General features: G+C 70.8%; 13 protein-coding genes. 6 read left to right on the top strand and 7 right to left on the bottom strand.

Annotated elements, in window-relative coordinates:
- Positions 1 to 106: 106 nt before the first annotated feature.
- Complete coding sequence (locus ABD858_RS17940; RefSeq protein ID WP_345038665.1) at positions 107 to 1,255, top strand: threonine aldolase family protein; 1,149 nt, start codon at positions 107 to 109, stop codon at positions 1,253 to 1,255.
- A 99-nt stretch (positions 1,256 to 1,354) separates the two neighbouring features.
- Positions 1,355 to 2,467, top strand: coding sequence for a DUF5937 family protein (locus tag ABD858_RS17935; RefSeq protein WP_345044658.1), 1,113 nt, complete (start codon positions 1,355 to 1,357; stop codon positions 2,465 to 2,467).
- Positions 2,468 to 2,549: 82 nt separating this feature from the next.
- Here the strand turns inward: ABD858_RS17935 and ABD858_RS17930 are convergent, their stop codons facing one another.
- Positions 2,550 to 3,224: a response regulator gene (locus ABD858_RS17930; RefSeq protein ID WP_345038662.1), complete on the bottom strand. Its 675-nt coding sequence runs from the start codon at positions 3,222 to 3,224 to the stop codon at positions 2,550 to 2,552.
- Between the two features lie 34 nt (positions 3,225 to 3,258).
- A complete protein-coding gene (locus ABD858_RS17925) occupies positions 3,259 to 4,458 on the bottom strand; it encodes a sensor histidine kinase (RefSeq protein WP_345038660.1) in 1,200 nt (399 codons plus the stop codon).
- Between the two features lie 116 nt (positions 4,459 to 4,574).
- Between ABD858_RS17925 and ABD858_RS17920 the strand changes: the two genes are divergently transcribed.
- The 3 genes from ABD858_RS17920 (at position 4,575) to ABD858_RS17910 (ending at position 6,924) form a co-directional block, all read left to right on the top strand.
- The gene (locus ABD858_RS17920; protein ID WP_345044656.1) at positions 4,575 to 5,537 is read left to right on the top strand and encodes an SAM-dependent methyltransferase; all 963 of its coding nucleotides are present in this window, start codon (positions 4,575 to 4,577) and stop codon (positions 5,535 to 5,537) included.
- 76 nt (positions 5,538 to 5,613) lie between these two features.
- A complete protein-coding gene (locus ABD858_RS17915; protein ID WP_345038658.1) occupies positions 5,614 to 6,756 on the top strand; it encodes an NADH-quinone oxidoreductase subunit D in 1,143 nt (380 codons plus the stop codon).
- 33 nt (positions 6,757 to 6,789) lie between these two features.
- A complete protein-coding gene (locus ABD858_RS17910; protein ID WP_345038656.1) occupies positions 6,790 to 6,924 on the top strand; it encodes a hypothetical protein in 135 nt (44 codons plus the stop codon).
- A 103-nt stretch (positions 6,925 to 7,027) separates the two neighbouring features.
- On the opposite strand, the gene ABD858_RS17905 is transcribed toward ABD858_RS17910, so the two are convergent.
- The 4 genes from ABD858_RS17905 to ABD858_RS17890 all read right to left on the bottom strand — a co-directional run bounded on the left by ABD858_RS17905 (position 7,028) and on the right by ABD858_RS17890 (position 10,381).
- A complete protein-coding gene (locus ABD858_RS17905; protein WP_345038653.1) occupies positions 7,028 to 7,933 on the bottom strand; it encodes a hypothetical protein in 906 nt (301 codons plus the stop codon).
- A gap of 84 nt (positions 7,934 to 8,017) precedes the next feature.
- Positions 8,018 to 8,998 (bottom strand): ABC transporter substrate-binding protein, encoded by a 981-nt coding sequence (locus ABD858_RS17900; RefSeq protein WP_345038651.1) that lies wholly within the window; start codon positions 8,996 to 8,998, stop codon positions 8,018 to 8,020.
- Positions 8,999 to 9,023: 25 nt separating this feature from the next.
- Positions 9,024 to 9,692, bottom strand: coding sequence for an ABC transporter permease (locus tag ABD858_RS17895; protein ID WP_345038648.1), 669 nt, complete (start codon positions 9,690 to 9,692; stop codon positions 9,024 to 9,026).
- The gene (locus ABD858_RS17890) at positions 9,692 to 10,381 is read right to left on the bottom strand and encodes an ABC transporter permease (protein WP_345038646.1); all 690 of its coding nucleotides are present in this window, start codon (positions 10,379 to 10,381) and stop codon (positions 9,692 to 9,694) included. Before ABD858_RS17890 ends, ABD858_RS17895 begins: the two co-directional genes overlap by 1 nt.
- A 267-nt stretch (positions 10,382 to 10,648) precedes the next feature.
- Between ABD858_RS17890 and ABD858_RS17885 the strand changes: the two genes are divergently transcribed.
- The gene (locus ABD858_RS17885; RefSeq protein ID WP_345038644.1) at positions 10,649 to 11,797 is read left to right on the top strand and encodes an ABC transporter ATP-binding protein; all 1,149 of its coding nucleotides are present in this window, start codon (positions 10,649 to 10,651) and stop codon (positions 11,795 to 11,797) included.
- Here ABD858_RS17885 and ABD858_RS17880 read toward each other — a convergent pair.
- Positions 11,784 to 12,896, bottom strand: coding sequence for an alpha/beta hydrolase (locus tag ABD858_RS17880; RefSeq protein ID WP_345038641.1), 1,113 nt, complete (start codon positions 12,894 to 12,896; stop codon positions 11,784 to 11,786). The two genes, ABD858_RS17885 and ABD858_RS17880, sit on opposite strands and share 14 nt — an antisense overlap.
- Positions 12,897 to 12,989: the final 93 nt, after the last annotated feature.

Here is a 12,989-nt window from a genome sequence, read left to right as displayed (position 1 = left end):
CTTCCCGTTCCAGTCCGCGGGGGGTACCGGACGATTTCTGGCCATGCTACGCCAGCGGTTCGTTCCGCCTGATGACTGTCCACAGGCTGTGGGTGATGATCGGCCGGTGACAGGAAACGAGCAGGAGGAACGGCGGCGAAGGTTCGCCGCGTGGCGCAAGGCGGACCGGGTGCTGGCACGCGGTCCGGCGGAGACCACCATGGGCGAGCGGCTCACGGCACTGACGACGGACGCGGGCACCGTCCACGACCTGGACGACCGGGCCGACATCTACGGCGACGGGGTCGTCGCCGAACTGGAGCGGCGGGTCGCGGCGCTGCTCGGCACGGAGGCGGCGGCGTTCTTCCCCACCGGCACGATGGCACAGCAGGTCGCGCTGCGCTGCTGGGCGGGGCGCACCGGGAACGCCACGGTCGCGCTGCATCCGCTGGCGCACCCCGAGGTGCACGAGCGGGGTGCCTTCGGGGCGGTGAGCGGGCTGCGTACGGTCCGTCCGACGAACGAACCCCGGCTGCCCACGGCCGAGGAGGTCCGGGACTTCGAGGAGCCCTTCGGCACGCTGATGCTGGAGCTGCCGCTGCGCGACGCGGGATATGTGCTGCCCTCCTGGGACGAGCTGGTCGAGGTGGTGGAGGCCGCCCGGGAGCGGGACGCGGTGGTGCACTTCGACGGCGCGCGGCTGTGGGAGTGCGCCCCGCACTTCGGGCGCGGCCTGGAGGAGATAGCCGCTCTCGCGGACACCGTGTACGTGTCCTTCTACAAGTCGCTGGGAGGCCTCTCCGGAGCGGCGCTCGCCGGCCCTGAGTCACTGGTGGAGGAGGCCCGTACCTGGCGTCATCGGTACGGCGGCCAGATCTTCCAGCAGTACCCGGCGGCGCTGTCCGCGCTGCTGGGGCTCGAACGGGAGCTGCCACGGCTGCCGTCGTACGTGGCACAGGCGAAGGTCGTCGCGGCGGCGCTGAGGGAGGGCTTCGAGGCGGCCGGCCTGCCCTGGTTCCGGGTGCACCCGGAACCGCCGCACACGCACGAGTTCCAGGTGTGGCTGCCGTACTCGGCAGAGGCGCTGGACGAGGCGGGGGTGCGGCAGGCGGAGGAGACGGGAGTGGTGCTCTTCCGCCGCTGGTCCGCGCAGGGCGCCCCGGGCCTGTCGTGCACCGAGGTGACGGTGGCCGCACCGGCCCTGGAGTGGTCCCCGGACGACGTTCGGGCTGCCGTGGCCGAGTTCGTACACCGCCTGGGCCGAGCGCCCTCCTGAGGCGGGGCCGCCCGGAACTGCTCTCGGCGCGTCGGTTGACGGGGAGCGTCAACCGACGCGGGCGTTGTCGGTGCCGGGCGGCACGATGGGTCCATGAGCGTGGACATCGACATCGCGGGGCTGCCGGCCGAACGGATCGTCTTCGAGACGTCGCCGCTGGCCGAGCTGGGCGTGGCGCTGCACGCGCTGGCCGAGCCCGGCCACCATCCGGGCCTGCACGGCTGGGCCACCGCGACCGCCGCCTCGCTCGAGCCGTGCCTCGCCGACCGGCTGCACGAGGCGGACTTCCTGTGGCGGCACACCTTTTCCGACATCTTCATGCCGTTCGCCGGGCTCCGCGGCGGCGACGGCAGGCCCGGCGTCACGCTCGCCGAGGATCTGGACCTGCTGGACCGGATGGACGACGAGCGGTTCGTGCTGGCCGCCCTGGAGTTCGTCTGCTCCGCGTCGTACAGCACGGGCGGACCCTCCCCGCTCACGGACGCGAGGACGCGGGCCCGGGCGCTGGAGATGGCCGCGGCCCGCGGGCCGCGGCAGACGGAGTTCACCGAGCGGCTGCTGGCCGACCCGGCGGCCGTGAGGGCCTGGACACGTCGTCTGTTCGAGGACTGCGAGCAGGCGTTCTTCGCGGACACCTGGCAGCGCGTACGGGTCCTGCTGGCCGCGGACGCCCGTCACAAGACCGAGATCCTGCGCCGCAAGGGCCTCGGCGAGGCGCTCACCGCGGTGTCCGCCGCACTCTCCCTCGACGAGAGCGGCTCCCGTATCCAGGCCGACAAACTCAGCCAGGGCCGTACGACAGCGGTGGACCCCGCCGTGGGTGCGGGTCTCACCTTCGTGCCGTCCCACTTCGGCTGGCCGCATCTGATGATCCTGCACGCGCCCGGCTGGCGCCCCGTGGTGCACTACCCCGTCGGCGCCCCCGAGCTGCCCGGCCCCGCCTCGGTCGAACTGCTGAAGCTGCGGCTGGAGGCGCTGGCCCACCCCATGCGGCTGCGCCTGTGCCGGAACATAGCCCGCTCGCCGTACACGACGGGCGAACTGGCCGACGCCAACGGCATCACCGCGCCCGAGGTCTCCCGTCATCTGGCGGTGCTGAAGAAGGCCGGTCTGATCACGACCCGCCGCCGCGGCCGGTATGTGATGCACCAGCTGGACCTCACGGTGGTGGCCCGGCTGGGCAGCGACTTCCTGGAAGGCATATTGCGCTAGTGACCGGAAAGGTTCACCGGCTCGCGACATTCCTCCAGCTACCGCTGGGGGAGGTAGCTGGAGGAACCGCGAGCTTGCCGCCTCAGGCAGCGCCGCCGCCCGCGCGGACCAGACCGGACTCGTAGGCGAGGACGACCACCTGGACGCGGTCGCGCAGGCCGAGCTTGGTGAGGATGCGGCCCACATGGGTCTTCACCGTGGCCTCCGACAGCACCAGGCGCGCCGCGATCTCTCCGTTGGACAGGCCCTGCGCGACCAGCAGCATCACCTCGCGTTCACGCTCGGTCAGCGCGGCAAGCTCCTTGTGCTGCGGCTCTTTGCCCCCGGCCGGAAGCATCGGGGCGAAGCGATCGAGCAGTCGGCGGGTCGTCGACGGGGCGACGACCGCGTCACCGCTGTGCACCGAGCGGATCGCGGCCAGCAGTTCGGCAGGCGGCACGTCCTTGAGCATGAAACCGCTCGCGCCCGCCTTCAGCCCGGAGAAGGCGTACTCGTCGAGGTCGAAAGTGGTCAGGATCAGCACCTTCGGCGGATTGGGCGCGGCGCAGATGCGCCGGGTCGCCTCGACTCCGTCCAGCCGCGGCATGCGTACGTCCATCAGCACCACGTCGACCGCGGTCGAGCGCAGGATGTCGATGGCCTCGGCGCCGTCACCCGCCTCGGCGACGACCTCCATGTCCGGCTGGGCGGCGAGCACCATACGGAACCCGGTGCGCAGCAGCACCTGGTCGTCGACGAGCATCACGCGGATCGACATGGGGAGGGTCCTTCCTGAGGGGCTTTCCCGGTGGCTATCGGGCGGGCTTGAGGGGCAGCAGGGCACTGATCCGGAATCCGCCGCCCGGGCGCGGTCCGGCGTCCAGCGTGCCGCCGACCATGCCGACGCGCTCGCGCATGCCGATCAGGCCGTGCCCCCGGCCGTCGGCACCCCCGTCCTCGTACATCTCGTGCGCGGCGCCCCGGCCGTCGTCCTCGATCAGCAGCCCGAGACCGTCGTCGAAGTACACCAGCCGCACACTGGCCCCGGCGTCCGGGCCGCCGTGCTTGCGGGTGTTGGTGAGGGCCTCCTGCACGATGCGGTACGCCGTGAGCTCCACGCCGCTCGGCAGCGGACGCGGGGAACCCTCGATCCTGAAGTCGACGGTCAGGCCCGCACCGCGCACCTGCTCGACCAGTTCCTTGATCTGCTCGACGTCGGGCTGGGGGACGTACTCCCCCGCCTCCCGGTGCTCACCGGTGCGCAGGATGCCCAGCAGCCGGCGCATCTCCGCGAGCGCCTGGCGGCCGGTCGTGGAGATGGTCTCCAGCGCCTGCTTCGCCTGCTCGGGGGCGGCGTCGATGACATACGCGGCGCCGTCCGCCTGGACCACCATCACGGAGACGTTGTGCGCCACGACATCGTGCAGTTCGCGGGCGATACGGGCCCGCTCGGCGGCGACCGCGACCTTGGCCTGTGCCTCGCGCTCCTTCTCCAGGCGCGCCGCCCGCTCCTCCAGCTGCGCGAAATAGGCGCGGCGGGTCCGTATGGAGTCGCCGAGCACCCAGGCCAGTGCGAACGGCACGGTCATGATGATCGAGTAGAAGATCCGGCCCGCCGTGCTCACCTCCGGCGCCGGCCAGCGCAGCTGCGACAGCGGGGCCGCGAGCAGCCCGCCGGCCAGGGCGAAGCGGCGTACCCAGCGCGCTCCGTCGTTGGCGGCGACGCTGTAGATGATCACGAGCATGGCCCAGTCGGCCGGATTGACCGGGACGTCGAGCGCGAGCTGGGCGGCCCCCAGCGCGGCCGCGACCAGGACCATCTCCTCCGACATGCGGCGGCGCAGGGCGATGACGAGGCAGAGCAGCAGGACGACCACGACCGCGACCGGCTTCGGCGCGCTCCCGGTGTCCGAACCGGCCACCCACAGCAGGGAGAACCCGAAGAGCAGCACAGCCCAGAAGCTGTCGACGCCCGTCGGATGTCTGCGGATGAAGTCGTAGAGACGCTGCACGTGACCCAGAGTAGGGAAGGCCGAAACCGCAGGGGTCAACCGGAGGTCCCATCCCGCCGCCCGGGGCGTACTCCGCAAGGTGGAGGGCGGCCTAGCCTTCTTCTGTGAACGGTGAGCTGAGCGACGAGTGGCGCGGGTGGCGTGAGGCGACCGAGGAGGCGCTGTACGGACCCGACGGTTTCTATCTGCGGCCCGAAGGGCCCGCCGGTCACTTCCGCACCTCCGTGCACGCCTCTCCGCTCTTCGCCGCCGCCGTCGCCCGGCTGCTGACGCAGGTCGCGGACGAGATCGACGGGCCGACCGGCCTGGTCGACGTGGGCGCGGGGCGCGGAGAACTGCTGACGGGGGTGCTGGCCGCGCTCCCGGCGGGAACCGAGGTGCGGGCGTACGCCGTGGAGCGGGCGGCACGTCCGGCCGGGCTCGACCCGCGCATCGAGTGGGTCGCCGAGCCGCCCACCGGGGTCCGCGGGCTCCTCTTCGCCAACGAATGGCTCGACAACGTGCCGGTCGACGTGGCCGAGGCCGACGAGGACGGCATACCGCGGTACGTCCTCGTCCGGACCGACGGCGAGGAACGGCTGGGCGACCCGGTGACCGGGGCGGACGCGGAGTGGCTGGACCGGTGGTGGCCCCTCGCGGACCGGCCCTGCGCCCGAGCCGAGATCGGCCGCCCCCGCGACGAGGCCTGGGAGCGGGCCGTCGGCACGCTGGACGCGGGCCTCGCCGTCGCCGTCGACTACACCCATGTGCGGGCCGCCCGCCCGCCTTTCGGCACGCTCACCGGCTTCCGCGCCGGCCGCGAGGTCCCGCCCGTCCCGGACGGCACCTGCGACATCACATCCCACGTCGCGCTGGACGCGTGCGCGGCGGTCGTGAGCGGCGCGGAACTGCTCACCCAGCGGGAGGCGCTGCGGCGGCTCGGGGTCTCCGGTGAGCGTCCGCCGCTCGCGCTCGCTTCCACCGACCCGGCGGCGTACGTACGGGCGCTGGCCGGGGCCGGGGAGGCGGCGGAACTGACGGCACGGGGCGGGCTGGGCGACTTCGGATGGCTGATGCAGCCGGTCCGCGCACGGCGGTGACATGAGGGGCGGACGCCCGCGTCCGCTCGTCGGACAGGCCTCATGCCGCTGTCGGGCGCTCTGAGAGACTGGCTGCATGACGGAGACCACGGTCGGCATCGGCGGCGCGGCGGAGAGCACCGACATGGTGCTGAACATCGGCCCGCAGCACCCTTCCACCCATGGCGTGCTCCGCCTCCGCCTCGTGCTGAACGGAGAGCGGATCTCGCACGCCGAGCCGGTGATCGGATACATGCACCGCGGCGCCGAGAAACTCTTCGAGGCCCGCGACTACCGGCAGATCGTGATGCTCGCCAACCGCCACGACTGGCTGTCGGCGTTCTCCAACGAGCTCGGCGTGGTCATGGCCGTCGAGCGAATGCTCGGCATGGAGGTCCCGGAGCGGGCCGTGTGGACCCGCACGCTGCTCGCCGAGCTGAACCGGGTGCTGAACCACCTGATGTTCCTCGGGTCGTACCCCCTGGAACTGGGCGGCATCACCCCGGTCTTCTACGCCTTCCGCGAGCGGGAGGAACTCCAGGCCGTCATGGAGGAGGTCTCCGGCGGCCGTATGCACTACATGTTCAACCGGGTCGGCGGCCTCAAGGAGGACCTGCCCCTCGGCTGGCTCGGCCGGGCCCGGCAGGCGATCGCGGACGTCAATTCCCGGATGGACGTGTTCGACCGGCTCGTCCTCGGCAATGAGATCTTCCGCGGCCGCACCCGCGGGATCGGCATCCTCGACCCGAAGATCGTGCACGCCTACGGCGTATCGGGGCCGATCGCCCGCGCCTCCGGGGTCGACTTCGACCTGCGCCGGGACGAGCCGTACCTCGCGTACGGCGAGCTCCAGGACGTCCTCAAGGTCGTCACCCGCGAGGAGGGCGACTGCCTGGCCCGCTTCGAGTGCCTGCTGGGGCAGACGCACAACTCCCTGGAGCTGGCGGAGGCCTGTCTGGACCGGCTGGAGGAGCTGCCCCCGGGTCCGATCAACCAGCGGCTGCCGAAGGTGCTCAAGGCCCCCGAGGGCCACACCTACGCCTGGACCGAGAACCCGCTGGGCATCAACGGCTACTACCTGGTCTCCAAGGGCGAGAAGACCCCGTACCGCCTCAAGCTCCGCTCGGCCTCCTACAACAACATCCAGGCACTGACCGAGCTGCTCCCCGGCACCCTGGTCGCCGACATGGTGGCGATCCTGGGCTCGTTCTTCTTCGTCGTGGGCGACATCGACAAATGATCTGCCGCACTCGTCGCGTGGCGGTCGCTCTGCGTGGCGACCGAGGATCACAACGTCGTGGGCGACATCGACGAGCAGAGCCGACGAGCTGACCGTGGGGGCCGCCGGGCCGGAGCCGTCGGCCGCCAGGCACAGGCCCTGCCCCCGATCATGCCGGGCAGGGCCTGATCGCCAGGGCTGTGGCCGGAAAGGTCTGCCGGGAAGCTCGCGGCGTGACAGAACATCACACCGTAGCCCAAGAGGACCAACGAGCCCACCTGACAAAGCCCTACTAGGAGATCGCGGTGCGCAGCTCGACCACGTCGAGCTGCTCGGTCTCGTCGTGCTCGGTCAGGTCGATGACCTCGCCGACCGCGCGGTCCGAGTCCGCCGCCTTCTGGGCGGCGAGGGCCTCCTCACCGACCACGTCGGCGAGGTCCTCGTCCTGGACGGACTCCAGCGCGGCCGTGGCCTGCTGCTTGTGCATGCCGAAGAAGTCGAAGCTGCCGGTCGGAGGGACAGGGCGGCGCGGGGCGGTGTACGGGACAACGGGCGAGGCGACCGGGACACGGCTGAGGGCGGACGACGGGCGGACGTGCTCATCCGGCCCGGCGGCCGCCACGGGCTCCCCCTGCGGTTCCTCCGCGTGCCGGCCGGCACGCGACAGGTTGTCCAGGGCCTTCGCCGCGGCGAGGTAGTCGGCCGGGGTGGGGCCGGGGGACGTGGCGGGCAGTGCCTTGGGGGCGGCTTCGACGGCGAGCTGCCGACGGCCTTCGAGAGCACTGGCCCGCTCGGTCTCCGCGTTGGCGTAGCGGCGCAGCAGGGCGGCGTGCTCGCCCCGCAGTCCGGCGATTTCCCGGCGCTTCGTCCGCAGCTTCGCGTCGAGCCTGGTGCGCAGCTCGCGGGACTCCTCGAGCTCGGCCTCGAGTTCCGCGAGCCGCTCCTCCGTCCTCCACTGGTCGTTCGCCCGGGCGCGGGTCAGTTCGGCGACGCGCCGGCCCGCGGCACGGTCCCAATTGCGCATGAGGACCGCGCCGGTGACGGAAGCGGCGGCCGCGACGGCCACCAGGACACGGAGCGCCATCGCATCGGTGAACAACCAGGCGCCGGCGGCGCACAGCAGCGACGCGCCGGCGACCGCCGACGGCGGAAGAAGCCTGTGCAGGGGAGGGGAATGGCGATGGCGTCCACGAGGCATGGCCTGAAATTTACCGTGCGTAGACGCGAGATGGAGCACCGCCCGGCAATCTGTTCCAAGGCGGTTACGTCCATTTCCCTCGCGCTACTTCTTGATCAGCCCCTTGGACGTCAGATACTCCTCCGCCGCGTCGGCCGGCTTCACCCGCTCGGCATCCACCTTGCGGTTCAGCAGCACCAGATCATCCGTGGTCAGCACCTTGGTGAGCTTGCCGAGAGCGTCGGCGATCTCCTGGCCACCGGCCTCCTTGGCATTCACCACCGGCAGGATGTTGTCGGCGTTCTGGAGCTTCTTGTCGTCGGCGAGCAGGACCAGTCCGTACGACTCCAGGGTGGCGTCGGTCGTGGTGGTCAGCACCAGCTGGTCGGCACCGTCCTTGACCGCCTGCTTGGCCTGCGGAGTGCCGACGCCCTTGGGGTCGATGCCGGTCACGTCGATGCCGTAGGTCGCCTTCAGTCCCGGCGCACAGAACGGCCGGATCTCGCATTCGTCACCCGCCGCGATCTTGATCTTGAGCTTGGTCTTTCCAAGATCGGAAAGCGTCTTGAGGCCGTTCTTGTCGGCGTATTCCTTTGTGACCGCGAACGCGTTCTGATCGACGGCCTCTCCGGCCGGCAGCACCTTCAGCCCGCGCGGCTCGGCCAGCTTCGACAAAGCCGCCACGGTGGTGTCGACATCGCCGGAGGCGACGGGCTTCTCCTCGGGCGCCTTGGGGCCGTTGACCTTCGCGTTGAGGAATTCGGCGAGTGTCGCCGCGTATTCCGGCACGACGTCGATCTCGCCCTTCTCCAGGGCCGGTTCGTACAACTCGCGGTTGGCCACGGTCGTGACGGACGTCTTGTATCCGGCGTCGGCGAGCACCCGGGCGTACAGCTCCGCGAGCACCTTGGACTCGGTGAAGCCTGCGGCGCCCACGACCAGCGAGCCCTTGCCGCCTCCGCCGTCGGCGGAGGTGCTGCCGCCGTCCTTCTGCTTCTCCAGACTGTCGCCGCCGCACGCTCCGAGGGAGCCCGCCAGCGCCACCGCGGCCAGGACCGCACCCGCTGTGCGCGAGGTCTTGCTCATGAGGTTCACCATCCAGGGAAAAGGTTCACGTCGTCTTCCGGAGCGGGCTGAGCAGACGGTCCGCCGCCACCAGCACGACCTCCACCAGCAGCGCCAGCACCGCGACAAGCAGCGCTCCGGCCACCACCTGCGCGGTGTCGTAAGTATTGAAACCCGCGGTGATGATCCGGCCGAGGCCACCGCCGCCCGTCATCGCGGCCAGCGTGGCGGTGGCGATCACCTGGACCGCGGCCGACCGGACGCCGGTCATGATCAGCGGGTAGGCCAGCGGCAGTTCGACCCGCACGAACAGCTGGCGCCCCGACATACCCATCCCCCGCGCCGCTTCCAGCACGGCCCGGTCGACCTCACGCATACCGGTGTAGGCGTTGGTCAGCAGCGGTGGCACGGCGAACAGCACCAGTGCGATGACCGTCGGCACATCGCCGTGCGTACGCAGCGGTGTGAGCATGAGCAGCGCCAGCACCGCGAAGGTCGGGATCGCACGGCCGGTGTTGGAGAGGTTGACCGCGAGCGCGCCGCCCCTGCCGAGATGCCCCAGCCACAGCGCGACCGGAAGTGCGATCAGGCAGGCGAGTCCGAAGGCCACTCCGCTGACGTACAGATGCTCCGCGAGCCGGTGCCAGGCGCCGCTCTCGCCCGACCAGTTGGACCTCGTGGTCAGCCAGGTCCAGGCGTCTGCCACCGCGCCCATCAGACCGCCTTCAGCGTGCGTGCGGGTATCCGGGTCCAGGGTGTCAGCAGCCGCTGCAGTCCCAGCAGAAGCAGGTCCGCGAGGACCGCGAGCAGCACACAGAGCACCGAGGCCGTGAGCACCTGCGCCTTGAACAGACTCGGCAGGGCGTCGGCGATCAGGTTGCCGAGACCGCCGCGCCCCACGATGGCCCCGACCGTCGTCAGCGCGATCGTCGAGACGGTGGCGATCCGCACTCCGGCCATCAACGCCGGGAGTGCCAGCGGCAGTTCCACCTCCCACAGCAGCCGCACCGGCCCGTATCCCATCCCCCGCGCGGCCTCCCGGGCGTCCGGCGGCACCGCCGCGAGGCCGGCCAGGATGTTCCGCACGAGAATCGTCAGGGAGTACAGCACCAGGCCCGTGACCACCAGGGCGGCCGACAGCCCGAACAGCGGGAGCAGCAGGGAGAACATCGCCAGCGACGGGATGGTGTAGAGCATCGTCGTCAGACCGAGCACCGGCCCGGCGAAACCCCGCCGGGCGCGCGCGAGCAGGGCCAGCGGCAGAGCGATCAGCAGACCGATCAGCACGGACACCGCCGTGATCGAGACATGCTGGACGGTCGCGTCCGTCAGCTCCTGGCTGCGGGAGCGTACGTACTCCCAGCAGATCCAGTCGTTCGCCACCAGACAGTTCCGCACGGCCATTCGATCCACCCCCTCCGGGAAAGACCCTAGCCTCCGCCGCCGACAATCGGCCGCAACCGACGCACGAGAGCAACGCGGCCTTCACACAACGCGCTTCAACCTGATTTCTCGTGGACGCCCCCGCCTTCAGGCAGAGATGGGTACGAAGCGCCTGTACAACCGCGGCTGGTGCTGATCGCGTCAGACTTGGTCACTCGCCGAGCAACCGAGCGGCGTGAGCCAGGAATCCCCCCGTTCACCGAGGGGGAGGGGTCAAAATGGGGAGTCATGATCCGGTTCGAGCATGTCACCAAGCGGTACGCCGACGGCACCGCCGCCGTCGACGATCTGTCCTTCGAGGTCGCCGAGGGTGAACTGGTCACCCTCGTCGGCCCGTCCGGCTGCGGCAAGACCACCACCATGAAGATGGTCAACCGGCTCATCGAGCCGACGTCGGGCCGGATCCTCCTCGACGGCGAGGACATCGCCACGATCGACCCCGTGCAGCTGCGCCGCCGTATCGGCTATGTCATCCAGCAGGTCGGCCTCTTCCCGCACAAGACGGTCCTGGAGAACACCGCCACCGTCCCCCATCTGCTCGGCTGGAAGCGCGCCAGGGCCCGCGAGCGCGCCGCCGAACTGCTCGATCTGGTCGGGCTGGATCCGGGGACGTACGGCGACCGCTACCCCGACCAGCTCTCCGGCGGCCAGCGCCAGCGCGTCGGCGTCGCCCGGGCGCTGGCGGCCGATCCGCCCGTCCTGCTGATGGACGAGCCGTTCGGCGCGGTCGACCCGGTCGTGCGCGAACGGCTGCAGAGCGAATTCCTCCGGCTCCAGTCCCAGGTGCGCAAGACGGTCCTCTTCGTCACCCACGACATCGAGGAGGCGGTCCGGCTCGGCGACCGTATCGCCGTCTACGGGCAGGGCACCATCGAGCAGTTCGACGCACCGGCCGCCGTACTGGGCGCGCCGGCCACCCCGTACGTCGCGGACTTCGTGGGCGCGGACCGCGGGCTGAAACGGCTCTCGGTGACCCCCGTCGAGGACGGCGACCTGGAGCAGCCGCCGGTGGTCCACCTCGACGACCGACTGCCCAGGAAGCTCGGCGCCCGCTGGGCCGTGGTGCTGGACGCCGACGAGAACCTGCACGGCTGGATCTCGGCCGAGCGGGCCGCCACGGGCACCGGGACGGTACGCGAGCGGGCCCGCCGGATGGAGGCCTGGCTGCCCGTCGGCGCCTCGCTCAAGCAGGCCTTCGCGACCATGCTCCAGCACGACGCGGGCTGGATCGCGATCATCGACGAGCGGGAGAAGGGACGTTTCCTCGGGGTCCTCACCCCCGCCCGGCTCCATGAGGCACTGCGCCGCTCCATCGGCGCGGACGCCAGGGACGTCCCCCGCGACGAGGTGGACGTCGAGACGGTCAGCTCGCGCTGAGCCGTCCGCTCAGCCACACCAGCGCGGGCCCCACCTCACGGCGCCAGGTGTTGAAGTTGTGACCGCCGCTGTCGAGCAGGATCGACGAGACCCGCCCGGGCGCCTTCACCTTCTCGATGAACTTCCTGGTCGCCGCGAGGTTCGGCTCGCCGTGCCTGCTGCTGGTGACCAGGAAGGACGCGTTCACCGGCGGCAGGCGGTCCAGGCTCCACAGCAGGTCGGCCCGGTCGCGCAGTTCCTTCCGGCCGTGGAAGAGGTCACCGGTCGTCGGGTCCTCCGCGGCCTTGTAGTACGCGGACAGGCCCGCCGCGGCGGAGAACCGCCCGGGGTGGTGCAGGGCGAGCTTCAGCGCGCAGTAGCCGCCCGTCGAATTGCCGATGACACCCCAGTTCCGTGGCTCGGTGCCGACCCGATAGGCCTCCGAGACCGCCTTCGGCAGATCCTCGGCGAGGAAGGTCTCGGTCTGCGGGCCACCCGGTACGTCCACGCACTCGGTGTCCCTCGGCGGCGCCACCGTCGGCCGCAGCATCACCAGCACCATGGGCTGCATCCGACCGTCCTTGGCCTGCTGGAAGGCGGTCTTGGGGTACCTCAGCCCCTTGATGAGGTTCTCCGCGGTGCCCGGGTATCCGGTGAGCACCACGGCCGCGGGGAAGGTGCGGTTCCGGTACTCCGACTGGAAGTACTGCGGCGGCAGATAGACATAGGCCCGGCTGGAGATCCCCGACTTCTCACCCGCGATCACCACATTCTGGATCTGGCCGCCCGCCGAGGGGACCGACCCGGCCGGCACGTCCAGCTGCTGTCTGCCGACGACCCGTACGCGGCTGCTTCCCGCCGAGTGGTCCACGACCACCCCCGGTTCCTTCTCCTGTCCGAGGAGGTCGGCCCACGAGCCGTAGAAGAGGAAGGACCGGTTCACGGCGAGTCCCACCGAGGCGAAGAGCGCCAGCTGGACCACCAGCAGCAGCCCGATCCGCCCGGACACCGCCCGCCATCCGCGTCCGGCGAACCGCGGCCAGTACCGGATCGTGACAATGAACAGCACCACCGTGAGACCGACGGCCGACAGCAGAACCGTGATGCTCGTGAGACCCATGACGAGATCGAAACCTTTTCAACACAAAATTTTTGGGAGAGCGAGGGCAACCCGCTCCCCCGATGTGTCGTCCTAGAGGTCGCAAATCGTCCG

It is taken from the genome of Streptomyces sannanensis (assembly GCF_039536205.1).
GTDB classification, from domain to species: domain Bacteria; phylum Actinomycetota; class Actinomycetes; order Streptomycetales; family Streptomycetaceae; genus Streptomyces; species Streptomyces sannanensis.
The sequence above is the reverse complement of the archived record's forward strand: the minus strand, read 5'-3'. Positions and strand labels throughout refer to the sequence as shown.